20 protein-coding genes are annotated in these 19,261 nt (G+C 61.1%); 13 read left to right on the top strand and 7 right to left on the bottom strand.

The window, feature by feature from the left end:
* Positions 1 to 119 precede the first annotated feature (119 nt).
* Positions 120 to 362 (top strand): hypothetical protein, encoded by a 243-nt coding sequence (locus ABQX22_RS05935; RefSeq protein WP_349797464.1) that lies wholly within the window; start codon positions 120 to 122, stop codon positions 360 to 362.
* Positions 359 to 3,118, top strand: a complete 2,760-nt coding sequence (locus tag ABQX22_RS05940) for a glycoside hydrolase family 3 protein (protein ID WP_349797466.1) — start codon at positions 359 to 361, stop codon at positions 3,116 to 3,118. The genes ABQX22_RS05935 and ABQX22_RS05940 overlap by 4 nt, the downstream gene beginning before the upstream one ends.
* A 16-nt stretch (positions 3,119 to 3,134) precedes the next feature.
* Here the strand turns inward: ABQX22_RS05940 and ABQX22_RS05945 are convergent, their stop codons facing one another.
* Complete coding sequence (locus tag ABQX22_RS05945; RefSeq protein ID WP_349797468.1) at positions 3,135 to 3,794, bottom strand: TetR/AcrR family transcriptional regulator; 660 nt, start codon at positions 3,792 to 3,794, stop codon at positions 3,135 to 3,137.
* 20 nt (positions 3,795 to 3,814) lie between these two features.
* Complete coding sequence (locus ABQX22_RS05950; RefSeq protein WP_349797469.1) at positions 3,815 to 5,176, bottom strand: MATE family efflux transporter; 1,362 nt, start codon at positions 5,174 to 5,176, stop codon at positions 3,815 to 3,817.
* 174 nt (positions 5,177 to 5,350) lie between these two features.
* Here ABQX22_RS05950 and ABQX22_RS05955 point away from each other — a divergent pair, with 174 nt between their 5' ends.
* From ABQX22_RS05955 to ABQX22_RS05965, 3 genes are all read left to right on the top strand, one after another.
* Entirely contained in the window at positions 5,351 to 6,685 is a 1,335-nt protein-coding gene (locus tag ABQX22_RS05955) for a Gfo/Idh/MocA family protein (protein ID WP_349797471.1), read from the top strand.
* A gap of 269 nt (positions 6,686 to 6,954) precedes the next feature.
* Positions 6,955 to 7,437: a GNAT family N-acetyltransferase gene (locus ABQX22_RS05960; protein ID WP_349797473.1), complete on the top strand. Its 483-nt coding sequence runs from the start codon at positions 6,955 to 6,957 to the stop codon at positions 7,435 to 7,437.
* A gap of 257 nt (positions 7,438 to 7,694) precedes the next feature.
* Positions 7,695 to 8,096, top strand: coding sequence for an ester cyclase (locus ABQX22_RS05965; RefSeq protein ID WP_349797475.1), 402 nt, complete (start codon positions 7,695 to 7,697; stop codon positions 8,094 to 8,096).
* 1 nt (position 8,097) lies between these two features.
* Here the strand turns inward: ABQX22_RS05965 and ABQX22_RS05970 are convergent, their stop codons facing one another.
* Positions 8,098 to 8,850, bottom strand: a complete 753-nt coding sequence (locus ABQX22_RS05970) for a carbon-nitrogen hydrolase family protein (RefSeq protein ID WP_349797477.1) — start codon at positions 8,848 to 8,850, stop codon at positions 8,098 to 8,100.
* Positions 8,851 to 9,072: 222 nt separating this feature from the next.
* On the opposite strand from ABQX22_RS05970, the gene ABQX22_RS05975 reads away from it, so the two are divergent.
* The 4 genes from ABQX22_RS05975 (at position 9,073) to ABQX22_RS05990 (ending at position 12,707) form a co-directional block, all read left to right on the top strand.
* On the top strand, positions 9,073 to 10,206 hold the full coding sequence (locus ABQX22_RS05975) for an MFS transporter (RefSeq protein WP_349797535.1): 1,134 nt from the start codon (positions 9,073 to 9,075) through the stop codon (positions 10,204 to 10,206).
* Between the two features lie 187 nt (positions 10,207 to 10,393).
* Positions 10,394 to 11,263: an isocitrate lyase/PEP mutase family protein gene (locus tag ABQX22_RS05980; RefSeq protein ID WP_349797479.1), complete on the top strand. Its 870-nt coding sequence runs from the start codon at positions 10,394 to 10,396 to the stop codon at positions 11,261 to 11,263.
* Positions 11,264 to 11,330: 67 nt separating this feature from the next.
* On the top strand, positions 11,331 to 11,513 hold the full coding sequence (locus tag ABQX22_RS05985; RefSeq protein WP_349797481.1) for a hypothetical protein: 183 nt from the start codon (positions 11,331 to 11,333) through the stop codon (positions 11,511 to 11,513).
* 288 nt (positions 11,514 to 11,801) lie between these two features.
* Positions 11,802 to 12,707 carry a LysR family transcriptional regulator gene (locus ABQX22_RS05990; protein ID WP_349797483.1) on the top strand — a complete coding sequence of 302 codons (906 nt, stop codon included), beginning with the start codon at positions 11,802 to 11,804 and terminating at the stop codon, positions 12,705 to 12,707.
* Here the strand turns inward: ABQX22_RS05990 and ABQX22_RS05995 are convergent.
* From ABQX22_RS05995 to ABQX22_RS06005, 3 genes are read right to left on the bottom strand one after another with little or no spacing between them, the layout of a single operon-like run.
* Positions 12,621 to 13,706, bottom strand: coding sequence for a carbon-nitrogen hydrolase family protein (locus tag ABQX22_RS05995; protein WP_349797485.1), 1,086 nt, complete (start codon positions 13,704 to 13,706; stop codon positions 12,621 to 12,623). The two genes, ABQX22_RS05990 and ABQX22_RS05995, sit on opposite strands and share 87 nt — an antisense overlap.
* Positions 13,707 to 13,760: 54 nt before the next feature.
* Positions 13,761 to 15,572 (bottom strand): solute symporter family protein, encoded by a 1,812-nt coding sequence (locus ABQX22_RS06000; RefSeq protein WP_349797488.1) that lies wholly within the window; start codon positions 15,570 to 15,572, stop codon positions 13,761 to 13,763.
* Between the two features lie 50 nt (positions 15,573 to 15,622).
* Positions 15,623 to 15,943 (bottom strand): DUF485 domain-containing protein, encoded by a 321-nt coding sequence (locus ABQX22_RS06005; protein ID WP_349797489.1) that lies wholly within the window; start codon positions 15,941 to 15,943, stop codon positions 15,623 to 15,625.
* Positions 15,944 to 16,216: 273 nt separating this feature from the next.
* Here ABQX22_RS06005 and ABQX22_RS06010 point away from each other — a divergent pair, with 273 nt between their 5' ends.
* The gene (locus tag ABQX22_RS06010; RefSeq protein WP_349797491.1) at positions 16,217 to 16,792 is read left to right on the top strand and encodes a manganese catalase family protein; all 576 of its coding nucleotides are present in this window, start codon (positions 16,217 to 16,219) and stop codon (positions 16,790 to 16,792) included.
* Between the two features lie 26 nt (positions 16,793 to 16,818).
* Here ABQX22_RS06010 and ABQX22_RS06015 read toward each other — a convergent pair whose 3' ends face one another.
* On the bottom strand, positions 16,819 to 17,691 hold the full coding sequence (locus ABQX22_RS06015; RefSeq protein WP_349797493.1) for a hypothetical protein: 873 nt from the start codon (positions 17,689 to 17,691) through the stop codon (positions 16,819 to 16,821).
* Between the two features lie 194 nt (positions 17,692 to 17,885).
* On the opposite strand from ABQX22_RS06015, the gene ABQX22_RS06020 reads away from it, so the two are divergent.
* The 3 genes from ABQX22_RS06020 (at position 17,886) to ABQX22_RS06030 (ending at position 19,240) form a co-directional block, all read left to right on the top strand.
* A complete protein-coding gene (locus ABQX22_RS06020; RefSeq protein ID WP_349797495.1) occupies positions 17,886 to 18,128 on the top strand; it encodes a hypothetical protein in 243 nt (80 codons plus the stop codon).
* Between the two features lie 209 nt (positions 18,129 to 18,337).
* The gene (locus tag ABQX22_RS06025) at positions 18,338 to 18,706 is read left to right on the top strand and encodes a histone-like nucleoid-structuring protein, MvaT/MvaU family (RefSeq protein ID WP_349797497.1); all 369 of its coding nucleotides are present in this window, start codon (positions 18,338 to 18,340) and stop codon (positions 18,704 to 18,706) included.
* A 324-nt stretch (positions 18,707 to 19,030) separates the two neighbouring features.
* A complete protein-coding gene (locus ABQX22_RS06030) occupies positions 19,031 to 19,240 on the top strand; it encodes a PLD nuclease N-terminal domain-containing protein (RefSeq protein ID WP_349797499.1) in 210 nt (69 codons plus the stop codon).
* Positions 19,241 to 19,261 lie beyond the last annotated feature (21 nt).

Below are 19,261 nucleotides of genomic sequence, written 5' to 3' on the forward strand. Positions count from 1 at the left end.
AAATAAATGTTCAAACGCTGAACTTATGGGTAGATTCTCCGGACTTAACAACCGCCCTGACTCCCCAGGCACTTTTGTTGACTCATTAACTTGCTACCTCTTCAGTCGAGATCCAATCGATGACTAGACTCACGTTGTCTTTTTTCTGTGCGTTATCCATTGGCGCTTATAGCGTCTGCGCCCTCGCGGCGGGCACTTCATCAGCCGGCCAGGACACTCGCGCTCAAGTCGAGGCCAAGCGGGATCAGATCTCCGGCGTCGACAAAGTCACCACGCCGACCGCCAAAGCCAACGCTTCATCGGCTCTGCTGGATGCGCCGGTCGACACCGGGGACGCCCCTGCCCAGGTGCAGAAACCATGAACACCCTTCACGACCCCGTCGGCCTGCCTGCGCGCACCCGACCACAGAGGACGCTGCCCTTGTCAGCTTTGAAACACACCATGGCCCTGAGCCTGCTGGCCTTCAGCGTCGTGCAGGCCAACGTCGCCCTGGCCGCGACTGTCACCCCCGCCACGGGCAACGCAGTTGAAGCACGCGTCAGTTCCATCCTGGACAACATGAGCCAGTCGGAAAAGATCAACTTCACCCGCGTCAACGACGGCCACATGGTCCCGTCGCTGCTCAAGTGGGGCATCAAGGGCACCGTCGCCTACGATTCCTCCATGGGCGTGCACGTCAACAACAAGACCTTCGGCGCGCAATACCCGTCGCAGCCCGCCATTGCCGCGACCTGGAGCATCAACCGCGCCAAGGAATTCGGTCTGGCGATCGCCTATGAAACCCGCATCTCGGGCGGGCAACAGATGCTCTCCCCGGGCGTCAACCTGTACCGCACCCCGTACAACGGCCGTGCCGCCGAGTATGTGAGCGGCGAAGACCCGTTCCTCGGCGCCGTGCTCGCCCCCGCCATCGTCAACGCGATCCAGGCGCAAGGCATCCAGGCCAGCGGCAAGCATTACCTGGCCAACGAACAGGAAGCCAATCGCCAGGGCCTCAACGTCAAGGTGGACGAACGGACCCTGCGCGAACTGTATCTGCCGGGCTTCGAGTCGATGGTCAAGAACGCCAACGTGGCGTCGATCATGTGCGGCTTCAACAAGATCAACGGCGACTACGCCTGCGAAAACCATCACCTGATTACCGAAGTGCTCAAAGGCGAATGGGGCTTCCAGGGCAACGTGATCAGCGACTTCAACGCGGTCCACGATCCGTTCAAGGGCGCATGGGCAGGCACTGACCTGGACATGCCGTCGGGCCTGCAATTCACCGAGGCCAACCTGCTGCCGCTGATCTGGAGCGGGCAACTGACCCAGAACGTCATCGATGACAAGGTCAAGCGCAACCTGCGCGCCGTCGTCAGCTATGACCTGCAAGACAACATGAACACCGCCCAGACCCTGGACCACCCCGAGTATGGCCAGCGCGCTGCGTTGAACACCGCACGGGAAGGCATTGTACTGTTGCGCAACGCCAACACCACGGCAGGCAAACCACTGTTGCCACTGGCCAAGTCGGCGAAGATCGCGGTCATCGGCAACTGGGCCTACGACGCGCCAGGCTCGCCCTTCGGTACCGCCAACGCGCCGCCTGACAGCTACGTGACGGAACTGAGCGGCTTGCAGCAACTGGCCTCCAACAGCACGAATGTCACGTTCCTGCCGGAAATGAGCCTGAACGCGAAAACCGCGGCCTGGTACCAGCCCACCACGGGCAACAGCACCGTCAGCAACGCCGGCGTGAAGGCCGAGTACTACGCCAATGCCAGCTTCTCCGGCAGCCCCGCGCTGACCCGTGTCGAGCCCGGCGTCAACCTGAACTGGACCACCAGCACCAACGAAACTGACGCCGGCAACACCACCGTGTCCGGTTTCACACCGACCGCTGGCGCGTTCTCGGCCCGCTTCACCTCCGTGATCAAGCCAACGATCTCCGGCGCCCACGTGTTCAAAGTGCGCGCAGACGGCCCGTACAAGCTGTGGATCAACGATGAGCTGGTGCTGCAAAGCGACGGTGTCCAGTTTTCACCGGATGTCGTGAACGCCCTGACCACCTCGGGTAAAACCCCGGCACTGGTGGCCGGCAAGCCGTACACCGTGAAGCTTGAATACAGCCGCAGCGGCAGCAACTTCACCCCGGCACTGGGCGGCCTGGCGGGCGTGCAGATGAGCTGGGCGTCATTGCGTCCACCCAAGGACCTGGCGAAATACGATGCCGTGGTTATCGCCACCGGCACCAGCAACGAGCATGAAGGCGAAGCCGCGGACCATGGCTTCGAAATGCCTGACCAACAGGCTGAGCTGATCAGCTTCGCCACCAAGGCCAACCCTAATACCATCGTGGTCATGCACGGCGGTGGCGTTCCGGACATGCAGCCGTGGGCCACCAAGGTCGGCGCATCGTTGCAGGCCTGGTTCCCGGGTCAGCAAGCCGGTCAAGCCCTGGCCGAGATCCTGTTCGGCAAGGTCAATCCATCGGGCAAACTGCCGATCACCGTCGACAAGAAGATTGAAGACAACCCAAGCTATGCGTCCTACCCGGACCCGTCGGCTTACCGTGGCGACAACGCACTGACTGAAATGACCTACAGCGAAGGCCTGTACATGGGCTATCGCGGGTATGACAAGAAGCATGCGAAGCCGCTGTATCCGTTCGGCTTTGGTCTGTCGTACACCACGTTCGGCTACAGCGACCTGAAGCTGTCGACCAACGTGCTGGCGCCGGGCAACACCATCGACGTCACGTTCAAGGTGACCAACACCGGCGACAAGGCAGGCTTCGAAGTGGCGCAGCTCTACGTCCACCCCGCAGCGCCTTCGGTTGATCGTCCCGAGAAAGAACTCAAGGGCTTCACCAAGGTTTACCTGCAACCGGGCGAAAGCAAGACAGTGAGCATTCCCATCGATTCGCGTTCGCTGGCTCACTACGTCGAGAAGACCGACAGCTGGGATGTCGACGCGGGCAAGTTCAAGATTCTGGTCGGTCCGGACTCGGAAAACCTGCCGCTGGATCGCACGCTGATCACCCTGTTCGCCGAACACCTCACCACGGCCGACAGCAACCCGCTGCCCGTGCCGTTGCGTAAAGCGGTACAGGTTTCAGCCGCGCAACGCTACTAAGCCGAACCGTTCAAGCTCAGGGACGAGCTTGAATGTCTGCGCGCAACCGCCGCAGGTAATGACCGAATACCGCTTTCACGTCCACGTCCTCAGGGCTTCTGAGCCACTGAATCTGCAAACCGTCCATGACTGAAAAGATCTCCTGGGCCAATGCCGTCACATCCAGATCGTCCCTGATCTCCCCCGCCTCGATCAATGCCGTTATATGCCCTCGTGCGTGAGCATGGGTCATGTGAAACCGTTCCCGGTGCCACGCCCAGGCCGGATGCGCAGGCGACAGACTTTCGGTATTGAGCAGCAACGCCGCCTGACACTCCGCCGCGTCGGCCACGCTGAAACCGATGACCATCTCCAGAAACCGGATGAACCCGTCCAGAGTCAACTCCACGGTCAAGTCCTTGAACCGCGACGTTACTCGCTGATCGCGACGTTCCAGCAACGCGCCGAGCAACGCGCCTTTATTGGGGAAGTGATGCAGCAGGCCCACCGTGGTAATCCCCGCCAGCAGTGCGACGTCTTTCATTGATGCGTTGGAGAAACCGTCCCGGGCGAAGATCACCGTTGCGGCGTCCAGCAACGCGGTTCGGCGCATTTCACCCTTGGGCGCGCGGCGCCGCTTGGGCGCGTCGAGCGCGTCGAGCGCGTCTGATTCGATCCCTGATTCGTCGACTGACATAGATTCCAACTTGCCCTGATTCATGGTGTGCCACTGCCCATGGGCCTGGCCCTGCGTTCAAAAAAGCGGTTGGCGATCACCGCAGCGAGGGAAATCGAGGTCAGCGCGATCACGGCATTGCCGGCCAACATGCCCGGGAACGCCCCTCTGCCGCCAAAAAAATGCGTGCCGGCCCACACGAACGGCACCGTGCCCAGGGTGCCCCGAACCCAGGCAAACACCGCCACCAGCCAGGACTGCTCCATCGTCACGAACACGGCAATGGCGATGAAGTCCAGGCCGATGAGCACCCAGAGCCCGCCCCCTACCTGGCAGAAAGTCAGGAACAGTTGCCGCCCTATTCCCTCCAGTTCATAGAGGTCGGCGATGGGACCGGCCAACAGTATCAACAAAACCCAGATCACCACACCGTAGGACACGACCAGCCGGCGGCTGAAGGCAATCGCTGACCTGACCCGGTCATCGCGCCGGGCGCCGATGTTCTGCCCCAGCACCGGGGCCAAGGCACTCGGCAACGCGAAAAACGCGCAATAGCAGAACTGCAGCACCCGGTCCAATACCGCCATGGCCGCCAATGCCGAGGTGCCGTAGGTGCCGATGGTGGACACCAGGTACGCCAGCCCCACCGGCGTCGCCATATTGGCAATCACCGCGGGCAGCGCGATTTTCAGGGTGCGGGCGGTGTGCAGACGCAACAGCTTGAGGTGGATCTGCAGCGCCAGGCCCACCTGCTGGCGCACCCAGTACAGCCCGACCGCCAGCGACACGCACGCCGACAAGGCATACGCCAGTCCCGCGCCGGTCAGGCCCAGGTCTAGCACAAAAATGAAGAACGGGTCCGCCACTGCCAGCGTCACCGCGCCGGACAGCACCACCCATAAGGCCCGGCGGCTGTCCCCCGTGGTCCGCAGAATCTGCGCCGACATCTGCATGGCCGACTGCAGCACGCTGAACGGCAATGTCAGCCAGATGAACGTCTGAGCGGCGTCGTAAGTGGCGGCGTCGGCGCCCAGCCAGTGGCTGATCTGGGGCACCAGGGCCAGTTGCAACCCGGCCAGCAGACCCGAGGCCACGATCAGCATGACCATCAGGTGGGTCGTCAGCCGCGAGAACGCCTTCGTCGCCCGGTGACCGATGCGCTCGGACAGCACCGTCGCCGCCGCAATGATGAACCCGGTGCCCACGGCGCTGTTGAAAAAGATCATGACTTTGGCGATTCCGACCGCGGCCAGCAGCACGGGCGTGTGGAGCATGGAGACATAGACCAGGGTCAGGATGTCCACCAGAAAAACCGCGAGCAGACTCAACGCGCTGGTGCTGCTCATCACCAGAACATGGCGCACTACCGAACCTTCGGTAAACGTCGCGCGGGCACTCACCATCATCACTCCCAAAACCACCGATGCTGCGCCCGAATGGGTGACGAAGCTTGATGGGGCGGGATTCTAGCCGGGTGGGCCAGCGCAAACCACACATCATGACGCTCGGCAGATGCGCTGAACGATAGGCGGTCCGTGCGCTTCTATAAAGCACACTCCCCCCGGCAGGATCATCCGATGAACACTGAAGATTCCAAAAGCCTCCCCGAACGTCGTCGTTTCCTGCGCCTGACTGGCTCCGCCGTGGCGGCCGTCGGCGTCTTGGGCCTGACCGCCCAATCAGTCCAGGCGGCCACCGCTCCCCCGGCAGGCACCGCCGCCGCGCCACCCGCCAAAGCGTTGCCCAACGCCGTCAAGCTGCCGGCCATGCAGGAAGACAAGACCGAGAAGTCCGACATGCCCGTGCAACTGGGCCAGGACGGGCGCCTGGGCATCGCCATTGTCGGCCTCGGTCGCCTGAGCCTGGAGGAAATCCTGCCGGCACTGGGGTCGTCCAAGCGCTGCAAGGTCACGGCACTGGTCAGCGGCGACCGGGACAAGGCCAAACGCGTCGCGGCCATGTATGACGTCCCGGAATCTTCGATTTACGACTATCAGACGTTCGATCAGCTGCGCGACAACCCCCACGTCCACGCGGTGTACATCGTGCTGCCCAACGCCATGCACCGGGAGTTCACGGTGCGCGCTGCCCAGGCCGGCAAGCACGTGCTGTGCGAAAAACCCATGGCCACCTCGGTTGCCGATTGCCAGGCCATGATCGACGCCTGCACGGCGGCCAACCGGTTGCTGATGATCGCCTATCGCATCCAGTACGAACCGCTTAACCGGCAAGTCATGGCGTGGGTCCGTGGGGAATCGGTGCTCGGCAAGATCAAGCTCATCGACATGGCCAACTGTCAGAACCAGTCCAAGGACAATGTCCGTCAATGGCGCCACGTCAAAGCGCTGGCTGGCGGCGGCGCCCTGCCCGACATTGGCCTGTATTGCTTGAACACCGCACGCTTTCTGTTGGGTGAAGAGCCGGTTGAAGTCTCCGCCAGCCAGTACAGCAGCGAAGGCGATGCGCGCTTCGATGAAGTGGAGGAAGCCATGCTCTGGCAAATGCGCTTCCCCAGCGGCGTGCGCGTGCAATGCACCTGCAGTTACGCGACCTTCACCTCCAAACGGTACCGGGTACTGGGCGACAAGGGCTGGGCGGACATGGACCCGGCGTTTGCCTACCAGGGACTGCAGCTCAAACGCAGCCGCATCGCCGAGGACACCGATGCGTTTGTCGCGCCGGGTATCGAGCAGATCAGCACCAAAGCGAAAAACCAGTTCGCGCTGGAAATGGACCACTTCGCCGAGTGCGTGGCCACTAACAAAAAGCCCTGGACCCCGGGGGAAGAAGGTATGCAGGACCAACGCATCATGGAAGCGATCTACGAATCAGCGCGGATCGGCAAACCGGTGCAACTGGCGCGGGTGACCGGGGCAGATGCCTTCCGCGGGGCACCGCCGACGCCGTCCTGACGGCCATGTATCAAACGTGAAATCTGGAACTGTTGGAGCGAGGCTTGCCCGCGAAGTCGGTGTTTCAGCCGATGGAATTGTGTCGACGTACCGCCCTCTTCGCGCACAGGTCCGCTCCCACGGGTGCGGGTCAACCCACACAGTTGTGGCGCACGGACGACGCGAGTAGGAGCTGCCGAGGCGCATGCTCTATGATCTGACGACGATTTTCAGCTCGCCACTGGAGCAGACGGCGGTGAAGGCCACCCACGCACGGAGCACTGCACACAATGGACAACGTCATTCGCTACCGGACCGCTAATGAAACCGACGCCCTGACAATCTGCGAACTGGGGCAACTGCTCAACAAGATCCATCACGCGGCCCGTCCGGATATCTACACTGCTGCGACGCTCGACTATCAGCGGGACCTGCCGCACTGGATGAATGCCCTGGTTGACCCGGCTCACGCGGTGTTCATCGCGCACATCGGTGCGCGCCCGGCGGGCTTCATCACCGCCAGCCTCTCGTCCGGCACCGGGCCGCTGCTGCAACCGCTGCCCTTCGTCCGCATCGGCTCGGTGTGCGTTGCAGAACAATTCTGGGGAAACGGTATCGGCCGCGGCCTCATCCAGCACGTCCGCGACTGGGCAGTCGACCAAGGCGCCGAAGACATCAGGCTGGCGGTGTGGACCTTCAACGAACATGCGATTCGCCTGTATGGGGAGCTCGGATTCGAAACGCGCGCCCTGGAGATGGGAATGCGCGTCTGACCGGTTATCAATCCTGTAGGCGCGAACGTGATCGCAAAGCTCTGCCAGGCGACAACAGTGCACCGGGTGTCACGGGGCCTTCGCGGACAGGCCCGCTGGCACGGGATTCATGAACCGCCGAGGCCGCTGTAGGAGCGAATTCATTCGCGAGAGGGCCTCGCAATCGACACACCTTCAGTATCTGTACCGGCGCCTCGCGAATAAATTCGCTCCTACAGAGCGGGTAGTGTGTCTTCACTAAAAGAGAGGGTACAAACATGACACGAGACGAACTGGCCGACACCTACCGCGGCTACATCGATTGCCTCAACCGCCAGGACTGGCAGCAACTTGGACACTTTGTCGGCAATGACGTCACCTACAACGGCACCACGGTCGGCCTTGATGGCTATCGTGCGATGCTGGAAAGGGACTTTCGCGAGATCCCCGACCTGGTCTTCCGCATACAGCTTCTGGTGTCAGCCCCCCCCACCCTCGCCAGCCGCCTGAACTTTAACGTCACCCCCAAGGGAGAATTCTTCGGGCTGCCCATCAATGGCAGACGGGTGAAGTTTTCCGAGAACGTTTTCTATGAATTCGTCGACGCAAAGATTGCCCATGTGTGGTCGGTCATTGATAAAGCGGCGGTCGAACAGCAGTTAACGGGGGACCCTGAATAGGCTATTTCAGACAGACGTCCACCCCGGCCCACCCCTGCGGTTTTCTGGACACCACCAGCAAGCGATCCCCCACACCGCCCGTGGAAGCCACGCATTGCCCCTGCTCGTCCCAGAACGCGCTCCGCCCCGCCGCTGCCCATCCGCCCGTCGGGCCGCCGTGGTTGGCCATGAGCACGGCCATGCCGTGGCGCTGGGCGTAGTGCTGCAACAAGGCGCTGTCGTGGGGGTAGCCGGTTTCACCGATCAGCACGCTGGCGGCATAGACCTGTGCGCCATGGTCGGCCGCGCTCGCTGCATGAGCCGGCTGGCTGAAATCGGCGCACACGGACAGGGCGACCGGAACATCGGCGATGAGCATCAGGTCGCCTCCCTCGCCAGCGCTGAAATACTGGTCTTCACCCGGATGCAGATGCTGCTTGGTATAGACCCCCAGGGCGCCATCGGACTGGAGCACGAATGCGGCGATCTGCGGTTTTTCACGACCGGCTCGACGCAAGGGCAACCCCACCACCGTCGTCATTGAGGCTTCTCGTGCGAGGCTTCGCAAGGGCGCAAGCAGCGGGCTGCCGATATCCTGCGCCAGCGCCTGAGCCAGGGTCGGTTCATAGCCGGTGAGCGACAACTCGGGAAAGAGCAGGAACGTCACCCCATGCTCCCGGGCCTGGCGCATGAACGCCAGATGAAGCGCCACATTGGCCGGGAGATCGCCGGCTTGAACGGCGCATTGGGCGGCTGCAAAAACGGGGGCCGACATGAACGTCTCCGCAAAAGGGCATGATCCTAACGTGACCCTGGATCGCTTACCATCGCGGGATGTCAGGGTAAACGGAACTCTCCCCGCCAAAGTTGTTCTAGACGCCTTCGCCGTTGCTTGATTAGCATCGGCGGCAATTGCCCTGCCATTTCTAGAACGGAACGACGCATGTCCCTCCAGCAAAACCCCGGGCTGATATTGCCCGCACGCGCCGCCGCGAAAATGGAAGCCGCCATGGCCGTGGGTGCCTTCGCCATCGGCACCGGCGAGTTCGCCATCATGGGCCTCATGCCCGACATCGCCACCAACCTGCACTTGACCGAACCGCAAGTGGGCCATGCCATCAGCGCCTACGCGCTGGGGGTGATGGTCGGTGCGCCGCTGCTGACCATCCTCGGCGCCAAGCTGTTGCGCAAACAGATGCTGCTGGTGCTGATGGCGCTCTACGCACTGGGCAATCTCGCTACCGCGTTTACCCCCACGTTCGGCAGCCTGATGGCGTTCCGTTTCATCAGCGGCCTGCCCCACGGCGCCTACTTCGGTATTGCAGCGGTGGTGGCGTCCAGCATGGTCCCGGCCAATAAACGGGCCGGCGCCGTCGCGCGGGTGATGATGGGGCTGACCCTGGCGATGCTGCTGGGTAATCCCATCGCGACCTTTCTCGGTCAATTCTGGGGCTGGCGTTCGGCCTTTGCCCTGGTGGGACTGATCGCCATCGCCACCCTCGCGTTGGTCTGGCGTTTCGTCCCGGACCGTCGCGACGAACCGCGCAGCGACCCGCGCAAGGAAATGCGCGCGTTCACCAAGCCCCAGGTGTGGATGGCGCTGGCCATCGGCGCCATCGGTTTTGCCGGCATGTTCTGCGTGTTCAGTTACCTGGCGCCGACCATGCTGGAAGTGACCCAGGTGACGCCGCAGTGGATTCCGTTTGGTCTTGCAGCCTTCGGCCTGGGCGGCATCATCGGCAACATTGCCGGTGGCAAACTGTTCGACCGCCTGCAGTTTCGCGCGGTGGGCATCCTGCTGGTGTGGTCCATGGCCGTGCTGCTGTTCTTCACCTTTGCGGCCGCTTCGCTGTGGAGTTTGTTGCTGGCGATCGGCCTGGTCGGCACCATGGTGGCGCTGGCGGCGCCCCTGCAGATCCGCCTGATGGACATCGCCCATGAAGCGCCCAGTCTGGCGGCGGCGTCCAACCATGCTGCGTTCAATCTGGCCAATGCCTTGGGGCCGTGGTTCGGCGGCATGGCCATCAGCGCAGGACTGGGGTGGACCAGTACCGGCTATATCGGCGCCGCCACGGCACTGGTCGGGCTTGGGGTCTACCTGATCGCACGAAGGATGAAAGGCGGGGAATAAGGCGCAGGCGATGGCGGGGAATTCACCCGTTGCGCGCGGTTTTCCTTCAGAATCGCTGCAGTCGGTTTTAAGACTGCGGCGTCATCAGCGCATGGTTCACGCCTGCGCGTCTGGCCGCGCTGCTGTATTGACGTTTATTGTTACCTTCTGTTGTTATCTTCGATGATGGCCGAAACAAGGAACCCACATGCCCAAAATTTCCCACTGCGCCCTGCGCCGCAATTTCCGAGCACTGTGTGCCTCCCAGGCGTGTGTAGAAACCGCCTCGGTGTTTGATCCCATGTCGGCGCGCATCGCTGCGGACCTCGGGTTCGAGGTCGGCATTCTCGGCGGATCGGTTGCATCGCTGCAGGTCCTGGCCGCGCCAGACTTCGCCCTCATCACCTTGAGTGAGTTCGTCGAGCAAGCCACGCGGATTGGCCGCGTCTGCCAGTTGCCCTTCATCGCCGACGCCGATCACGGCTACGGCAATGCCCTTAACGTCATGCGTACCGTCGAAGAACTTGAGCGCGCCGGTGTCGCTGCGCTGACCATTGAAGACACGCTGTTGCCAGCGCAATTCGGTCGCAAGTCCACCGACCTGATTACCATCGACGAAGGCATCGGCAAAGTGAAGGCCGCCCTTGAGGCCCGGGTCGATCCTGAGCTGTCGATCATTGCCCGGACCAACGCCGGGGTGCTGCCGGTCCAGGACATCATCAAGCGCACCATGGCCTATGAAAAAGCCGGTGCCGACGGCATCTGCATCGTCGGCATCGACGACTTCGAGCACCTGGAGCAGATTTCGGAAAAGCTCACCGTGCCGCTGATGCTGGTAACCTACGGCAACCCCAAGCTCAACGACAGCCAGCGTCTGGCCAAACTGGGCGTACGGGTGATCGTGGCGGGCCATGCCGCGTACTTTGCGGCAATCAAGGCGACGTACGACAGCCTCCGGGCCCAGCGCCAGCTCACCCACAGCACCTCGAACCTGAGCGCGACCGAACTGACCCACACCTACACCCAGCCTGAAAACTACGTGGCCTGGGCCCGGGAATTCATGGATGTGAAGGAGTAGTCACCGCGCCGGGCACGATGACTACGTCAAACGCTTCGCCTCCGGCGCCCAAGGCCACGCCATCTCGGTGAAAGAGGTGCACGTCAAAGGCGACGGCAGTTACTCGGTGTCCAGCTTTTCAGTCAAGGTGCCCGGCAAGAACGGTCAGTTGCACAAAGAAAATGGCTACCTGGTCGCCATCTACCAGCACGACGCCGACGGCTGGCACCTGAGCCTGGTGGAGCCGAGCGTTCCGGCGGGCAAGTCTTGAGGGTTAGCGGGATTTGCATTGATCAATTCACGGGATGATCAAATGCCTTTGGACAGAGGTGCGTTCACATTTGATTTCACACATCGCTGTGAAGCGCCCCCTTGAATGACGGGCTTCGTGGCCGGTTTTGCATAAGAAAAACCCCATTTACCGTCACATTTATTTTCATATTTCCTAGCCCGCGAGTGAAACGCCGCGTCAGCCCCTCCAGACCAACGACTCCAGTTATCATCACCCCCAGCCAAGCCTTCAACAGGCCGCTCCTCCTTCATTCAGTCGGCGCATTCAATGTCACTTGATCAACTCAATTGGGATGACCTGCGGATTTTCCTGGCGGTGGCCAGGCTCGGGAATCTGTCCAGGGCTGCACGCAAGCTGCACATCGATCAATCCACGGTCAGCCGGCGCATCGCTCAGTTGGAATACACCTTGGGGGCGAGTCTGTTCGAGCGCAGCCACACGGGACTGGCGCTCAACAGTTTCGGCCAGCAATTGCTGGAATCGGCGCAATCGATGGACAACGGTTTCGCGGCGCTGAGTGCCTCGCTGGATCAGCAGTCTTCGGCGCTTCAGGGGCCGGTGCGGATCGGGACGATGGAGGGCATCGCCTCGCTGTACCTGAGCAGTCGGCTGCTGGAGTTCAATCGCCAATACCCCGGGGTGACGGTGGAGTTGGTGACTTCGACCCAGCAGCTGTATGTCACCCGGCGTGAAGCGGACGTGTTCCTGGGGTTTTTCAAGCCCCACGGCAAGGGCCTGGACGCCGAGCACATGGGCCGGTTTTCGCTGCATTTGTACGCCGCCGACAGCTACCTGGAACAGTACGGCGAGCCAGCCAATGCTGAGGCCCTCGCCCAGCATCGGTTTGTTGGCTACATCGATGATCTGATCCAGATCGACGCGGTGCGCTGGCTGGAGGACGCGGTGGAAAAACCCAATCTCGTGTTCCAGTCCACCAGCATGCTGGCACAGATGTTCGCCGCCGCCGCCGGTGCGGGCATCGTGCTGCTTCCCGCCTTCGCCGACGCCCAGCGCTTTGGCCTGCGTCGGTTACTGAGCGATGAGATCCACGTCACCCGCGACCTGTGGCTGAGCGTGCACCGGGAATTACGCTACGTACCCCGCGTCAAGGCGGCGGTCAGCTTCCTCGAACACCTGTTGCTCAAGGACCCGCTGTTCGCCCAGCCCGTTTGACGTCCGCTCCCGGGAAACCGGGGCGTCGTTCCATACGGCGGGTTCGTCGCGCTTGCGGGTGACGCTGACATTGAAGACGTCATAACGGTTGTAGTACCCCACCACGTCGTGAAACTGCTTGGGCTCGATGCATTTGTTCAGGTCGATGTCGGCATACAGAATGCCCTCCTCCTGCTGCAGCATCTCGCCGATCTGGGTCCCGGTCGGGTCGACGAACAAGGTCGCGCCCCGTGGCGTGTTGTCGAGAATCTGCGCCACGTCAGCGTCCCGGTCCACCAGGAAATCACGCATGGTGGCGTCCATGTAACCGGCGCACAGAATGCCGAAGGCCTTGGCCTCGAACGAATGGGCGCCAGCGCGGATGCGGTTTGCGGCGACGTTGTCGAAGTTGCTGCCGGTGTCCGGCCGACGGGTCGGCCACAGCGCGGGCCAGCAGGAAATGTGCAGCTGCTCGCCCTGGGCCATCAGGGCATAACGCGCCAACGGGTTGGTGTTCTCGCCACAGATCAGCGCCCCGATCTTGCCGATGCGCGTGTCACTGACCCGCAAGCCCTCGCCGTCTCCCGGTGCCCAGATCAGCTTTTCATAGAACGTCGGCACCAGCTTGCGATGGTGGTTGAGGATTGCGCCGTCGTCCCCGATCAACAGGTTGCTGTTCCAGATGCAGCCGATGCTGACGTGACTGCGCTCACTGATGCCCATGGACACGAACACGCCCAGGCGCTTGGCTTCAGCGCGTATCGCGACGATCTCCGGGCCATTGAGGTAGAGGCTGTTTTCGACCATCAGCTCGAACAGGTCGTGATTGAGGATCGGTGCCCACAACGCCGCCCACACCGGAAACGCCGGGATGTACGACTCAGGGAACACCACCAGGTCCGCGCCGTTGGCTGCCGCTTCACGCATCAGGTTCAGGGCTTTGGCGGTGGTGGCGGTTTTGTCGAGAAACACCGGCGCGGCATGGCAGGCGGCGGCTTTGAGCGAAGGCAATTGAGCCATGGGAACTCCACAGGAATGAAAACAAGGCGCGGGCGACGGGCACCCGCGCAGGGATCAATGTGCTTCGGCGTTGGCGATGCCGATGCCGGTGTGTTGGCGCACTGACATCTGCGCCCACATCGCTTGCGAGCGCGGGTCGCGGAACAGCAGCGAGAACACAACCACCAGCAGGAACCCCGCGGGAATCGAGATCAGCCCGGGATTGCGCAGCGACACCAGCGGCTCACGCAGACCCATCATGCTGGTGGCGTTTTCCGGGATGGCCTGAGCAGTGGCACGCGCCTGGTCTTGCTGGATGATCAGCGCATTGCGTTGGGGGGAATGCTCGTCCGGGAGTGCGTCCAGCGCTTGCTGCAGTTGCGCGACACTGGTCAGGGCGGTCTGCCGCACCTGGGCGGGATAGGTCATGTTCGGCGAGACCAGCACCAGCACGATGGCCAGCGTCGTGCCGCCGATCACGCCGGCCAGCACACCCCAAGTGTTGCAGCGCTTCCAGTACAGGGTCAGGAGCAAGGCCGGCAGGTTCGCCGAAGCCGCGACAGCGTAGGCCAGGCCCACCAGATGCGCGACGTTCTGCCCCTTGGCCAGCAGGCTGACCACAATCGCCAGCACGCCGACAAACAGCGTCGCAATCCGGGCGGCAATCGCCTGCTGGCGTTCGGTGGCGTCGCCCTGACGGATCGCCCCGACGTAGATGTCATGGGCCAGCGCCGATGCCGCCGCCAGGGTCAGTCCGGCCACTACCGCGACGATGGTGGCAAACGCGACAGCGGCGGTGAACGCCAGCATGAAGTTGCCGACCCAGCTGTCCGTCCCGCCGCCCAGGTATTGCGCCAGCAACGGCGCCGCGAGGTTGCCGCCCTTGTCGAAGCTGGCGATGGTGGGCGAGCCGATGTAGTACGCCGCCGCAAAGCCGATGAACACGATCAACACATGGCAGACGCCAATGCCGAGCATGGCCCACAGCACCGAGCTGCGTGCCGTGACGGCGTCACGCACGGTAAAGAAGCGCATCAGCACGTGAGGCATGGCCGCCGTGCCCAGCACCAGCGCCATCCCCAGCGACAGCTGCTCCATGGGGTTTTTCAGGTACAGCCCTGGCTGGAAGAAATGCCGATTCAGATCCACACCTGCCAGTTGCGCCGGAAACATCCCCTGCATGTGAGCGGTCAGCGCAGCGCTGTGCAACAGCCCGTCCATGAAGTGCGGCACGTTGAAGCCAAACGGCGCCCAGGAAAAAATCACCAGCAAAAAGCAGCTGCCGATCAGCAAAACGGCCTTGATCAGTTGCACCCAGGTCGTGGCGCGCATGCCGCCGAACAGCACGTAGACCAGCATCAACGCGCCCACCAGCAATACCGAGACTTCGTATTCTATGCCCACCAACGCCTTGATGATCACCCCACCGCCGACCACTTGCGGGATCAGGTAAAAGATCGCCACGCAGACGCTGGAAATCGCCCCGGCGGTCTTCGACGAACGAAAGCCGTTACGGAACGCCAGCACGTCGCTGAGGGTGTAGCGCCCCAGGTTGCGACAGGGTTCGGCAATCAGCAGCAGGACCGGGATGAAGCCGACGAAAAACCCCACCACGTACAGAATGCCGTCGAACCCGTACAACGCGATCAGGCCCGAGACCCCCAGAAACGCAGCCGCCGAGAGGTAATCACCGGAAATCGCCAGGCCGTTTTTCAGGCCGGAGATCCCGCCGCCGCCGGTATAGAAATCACCCACCGACCGATTACGACGTGCCGCCCACCAGGTCACGGCCAGGGTGAGGGCTACCAACGCGCCGAAGACGGCGAAGGTCATGCCGCGAAACTGACTGCTGACCACGCTGCTTTGCGCCATCGATGGTAAGGACACGGAGGCCAGGACTGCTCCGCTGACGAGCGCGCGCCAATGAACCGTTTTCATCAGAGATCCCCTTGCTTGAACTGCTTGACCAGCAACGCGACCTGACGGTCCACGGCGCGCATCTTGTGCAGGTAGATCCAGGCCAGCAACCCGCAGAACGGATACTGCGACAGCGCAAACACGGTGCCGACGTTCAACTCGCCCGCCAGGGGCAGACTGAACACGGCCTTCAACGAAGTCGGGCCCAGCAGCAACAGCGTGTAGTACGCCGTGGCGATCAGCAGCAGGGTCAACGACAGGCTGTTTTTCTCACGCTTGATGCGGGTCAGGGCTTCGCTTTGATCGAGGATCTGCCAGACGTCGGGGTCACGGGCGGCCATAGGCGCTCTCCAGTGGTATCGGGTGACGGCAGCTTTTTAGAAAGAGGGTATCAGTGCGGGGGGCGACGCCTTCATGGGCGCTCTGGTTTCAGCATACGGACAAGGCCTGGGGCGAAAAACAGCGGATTGCGCAATGGCCCTTGCAGATTTGCAAGCCACGATGCCACTTGCGCGGGGGGACGCGCTCAACGTTTATCGGCACAACGTGCCTCTGGCACTTTGCCCGTCTACAGTAAGTGAGCAGTTTTATAAATGGTGCCTAAGGAGACAGGCATGGACATCCAGCAAACCCGTCAACGGGGTTTTAACGAAGTATTGTTCGGGCTTCTGCTTCAACAATTTGCCGGCAGTGAAGGCGAGTTACCGATGGCAATCGCTTATTTGACCCAAGCCACAAACGATGCGGACGCACTGCGTAAATCATCGCTGGTGCGTATCGCCCGGGAGAAAATCAAACATGCCAACATCGTCGGCGCGATGCTGCTGCAAATGACGCGCGGGCGCACCGGTCCGTTGTCTACCCATTTCGATCAGGCTGACCTGCGGGACTTGTTGGCCCAGGAAGGTGTACAACACGGCAATATCGAGCGTGCCAGCACGCTGCTTAAAGACTTCAATGAAACAAGGCACTTGCAGACCGAGGGACGACACTATGCGACGGACCCTATGATTTATCTGAAGGCGAATATCGTGACCGAAGAAAAACAGATCGCGGCCTACGAGCAAATCGCTGCCCTGACTGTGGATAGCAAGTTCGTCTCGGCGCTGAACTATGCCAAAGCCAGGCAGATACTGCACCGAGACGAATTCATTGATTTGCTTCGAAGGGCGGGCAAGAAAGAGCCTTGAGCCGACCCCACGTTACTTCAGCCGCGTTAGCTCGGCGTGCCTCTGAAGAGCAGCGCTTTCACATCAGGTTGCAACTGGTTGACCGCACCCAGATAGTCGATCAGTTCTGCTGCACGGCTTCCGCGCAAGCCTGCCGTGGTCAACGACTTATCCCGAACATAGGTATAAAGCCCCGACACCGCGAACGCTTTAAGCTGGGCAATGTGTTGTCCCTGGCTTGCCAGTGTGTTCTGGAACACGTCGCTGGCGAAAAACCGTCGACGCGCCACGGGACTTTCAAACGCAATTTCCATGACGGCCAGTTGCGCACGTTCCGGGGTTGCCGTATGTGCGACATCCGGCGCCGGTGGATGGTTGCCGTCATTATTGAAGGGCGAACACAGGTGCAGGCCGAGTTTTAAAACGCTTTCAGCCTTGGCCAGCAGAGGGCCCAGATCGGACTTCAAATAGTTATGCAGCTGCGCAAGGTCGCCGCGCGGACTGAAATGCACATGAATGCGATCAGCGTGATCAGTGCCATTGAATGTCTGGTCGTCCAGGCGGTTGAGCAATGTCAGCGAACCTTGTGGCAATTCATACGCCAGGGTTTCATCAAACATGTTCTGCTCATCGGAGAACAGGATCGGGCAGGCTTCCTGAAACAACGCCTGGTCAGCGTCCGATTCGAAACCGATTTCTACGCCGCCGTCGAGTTCATAGTCCTTTATTTGCGAAACGCCCTCAGCCAACGGCCAGAGGTGCGCGTCTTGCTCGCGCGAGAAATGGTGCTGAATGTACAAGCCCAAGCCTGGCAGACGTGAACACAGCGGACCGTGCACATCGCGCCAGTAATGGGCAAAAATGTTGTGGGGTACGCGTTCGCGTCTTTTCACCGTGGTGTAGCTGTTAATCTTGATCATTCATCACCTGTGATATCGAGAACTTTAAGCTACACAGGTCTGATGCAAGGGGGACTGGGGGGTTCAACCCGATTGCCTATTGGATGCTCTAAGGACATGCCTTTAACTGACCGGCAGTCCGTTTGATAAAACTGCCATGGCGGCCGAGTTTCCAATAAACACCCGCAGCCTGTTGCTGCGACAAGGAGACTGCCATGCACACCAACACCACGTTACAAGGCGGGATGGGCGGCGATGACCCGGTCCCGACGTCACCGGACCCACTGAGCCCGGGCCGCACCGACATCAATCCCAGCGACCGGCCCGGTGTCGATGAGCTGCCCGATAATGAAGGCGCCATCCCGCTGGAGAGCGATGACGAGGCACCCGTGCTGGAAGAAATGACCGATGTCGATGTGGACAATGCCGAGATGGATGATCAACCCAATCCCCGTTAAACAGCACGGATACCGTGACCCTGAAGTAGGCGGGCCTCGTTTAAACGCAGTGGTATGGGTACGCACTGCGCAACGCCAGGGATTGCCCCAGGTGTTAGTCAGGGTTAATTGATTGAAGCGTCGCGGAGAACGCTATTATTTAGTTGAAACTGTTCGTGCTTTTCGAAAAGACGTTAACTAGAATCACGCAAACTCCTGGAGAAAACTCGATGTCTAAGCTTGCAGAGTATCGTCAATTAGAACGCCATCTTGCTGAACAGATGCAAGCGTTGGAAGCCATGAAAGGCGACAAGGGCCTGGAACAGGAAATTGAATTCGAGGAAAAACTGCGAATTCTTCTGGGCGAATACAACAAGAGCCTCAAGGACATTATTTCGATCCTTGATCCTCAATCCTCAGGCAAGACCCCCAAGTCCGCGCCTGTCGAAAAAAGCAGCCGCAAGGCCCGCTCCGTCAAAGTCTACAAAAACCCTCACTCGGGCGAAGTGATCGAAACCAAAGGCGGCAACCACAAGCTGCTCAAGGCCTGGAAAAGCGAACACGGTTCGGACGAAGTCGAGTCCTGGCTTCAGAAGTAAGCTGCCTGATCAGGTAGCCATGGTGGGGGCGGACTATCAGGCCCCATAGAGGAGTCGGTCACACCGCCCTCTTCGCGGACAGGTCCGCCCCCACTCATATCCGCGTCAACGTTAAACCCTCAAGTACCCCGATTTCCTCAGTTTCTCATTCCCCAAGCGCCACTTTTCTAATCTACGCTCCCAGCCCGCACCAGACCGTTAATCCTCCTGCGTTGTAAACACCTGAACTAATCCTGATATTTCCCGCTCCCCTTAGTGAGTGACATGAAGTAGTTGGGCGCCTTGCCCTGCCCTGTTTCATCGGAGATAACAATGGAAACGTCGATGTTTTCGATCGCCTTGGCGGTCATCATCCTGTTGCTGGACCTTTGGGTCATTAACAGCGTCTGGCGAACCAACAAATCCAGCGGCACTAAAATCGGCTGGACCGTGCTGGTGCTGGTCCTGCCCGTGATCGGGGTGGGTATCTGGGGGATTGCGGGCCCGCGCGGAATCGTTCGGGGTCCTACATCCAAAGAGCACAGCAAGGGCTGAGTGCCGTAACCCGTGCAGTTC

This window comes from Xanthomonas sp. WHRI 1810A (assembly GCF_040202885.1).
Taxonomy (GTDB): Bacteria; Pseudomonadota; Gammaproteobacteria; order Pseudomonadales; family Pseudomonadaceae; genus Aquipseudomonas.

Excerpts from the sequence above, each read along its gene's own strand:
- ABQX22_RS06005 (WP_349797489.1), bottom strand. The coding sequence starts at position 15,943 with ATGGCCGCCCGTGACCCCGACGTCTGGCAGATCCTCGATCAAAGCGAA.
- ABQX22_RS06030 (WP_349797499.1), top strand. The coding sequence starts at position 19,031 with ATGTTTTCGATCGCCTTGGCGGTCATCATCCTGTTGCTGGACCTTTGG.
- ABQX22_RS05935 (WP_349797464.1), top strand. The coding sequence starts at position 120 with ATGACTAGACTCACGTTGTCTTTTTTCTGTGCGTTATCCATTGGCGCT.
- ABQX22_RS05950 (WP_349797469.1), bottom strand. The coding sequence starts at position 5,176 with ATGGTGAGTGCCCGCGCGACGTTTACCGAAGGTTCGGTAGTGCGCCAT.
- ABQX22_RS05955 (WP_349797471.1), top strand. The coding sequence starts at position 5,351 with ATGAACACTGAAGATTCCAAAAGCCTCCCCGAACGTCGTCGTTTCCTG.
- ABQX22_RS06010 (WP_349797491.1), top strand. The coding sequence starts at position 16,217 with ATGGACATCCAGCAAACCCGTCAACGGGGTTTTAACGAAGTATTGTTC.
- ABQX22_RS05960 (WP_349797473.1), top strand. The coding sequence starts at position 6,955 with ATGGACAACGTCATTCGCTACCGGACCGCTAATGAAACCGACGCCCTG.
- ABQX22_RS06015 (WP_349797493.1), bottom strand. The coding sequence starts at position 17,691 with ATGATCAAGATTAACAGCTACACCACGGTGAAAAGACGCGAACGCGTA.
- ABQX22_RS05975 (WP_349797535.1), top strand. The coding sequence starts at position 9,073 with ATGGAAGCCGCCATGGCCGTGGGTGCCTTCGCCATCGGCACCGGCGAG.
- ABQX22_RS05965 (WP_349797475.1), top strand. The coding sequence starts at position 7,695 with ATGACACGAGACGAACTGGCCGACACCTACCGCGGCTACATCGATTGC.
- ABQX22_RS05940 (WP_349797466.1), top strand. The coding sequence starts at position 359 with ATGAACACCCTTCACGACCCCGTCGGCCTGCCTGCGCGCACCCGACCA.
- ABQX22_RS05990 (WP_349797483.1), top strand. The coding sequence starts at position 11,802 with ATGTCACTTGATCAACTCAATTGGGATGACCTGCGGATTTTCCTGGCG.
- ABQX22_RS05945 (WP_349797468.1), bottom strand. The coding sequence starts at position 3,794 with ATGTCAGTCGACGAATCAGGGATCGAATCAGACGCGCTCGACGCGCTC.
- ABQX22_RS05995 (WP_349797485.1), bottom strand. The coding sequence starts at position 13,706 with ATGGCTCAATTGCCTTCGCTCAAAGCCGCCGCCTGCCATGCCGCGCCG.
- ABQX22_RS05970 (WP_349797477.1), bottom strand. The coding sequence starts at position 8,850 with ATGTCGGCCCCCGTTTTTGCAGCCGCCCAATGCGCCGTTCAAGCCGGC.
- ABQX22_RS05980 (WP_349797479.1), top strand. The coding sequence starts at position 10,394 with ATGCCCAAAATTTCCCACTGCGCCCTGCGCCGCAATTTCCGAGCACTG.
- ABQX22_RS06020 (WP_349797495.1), top strand. The coding sequence starts at position 17,886 with ATGCACACCAACACCACGTTACAAGGCGGGATGGGCGGCGATGACCCG.
- ABQX22_RS06025 (WP_349797497.1), top strand. The coding sequence starts at position 18,338 with ATGTCTAAGCTTGCAGAGTATCGTCAATTAGAACGCCATCTTGCTGAA.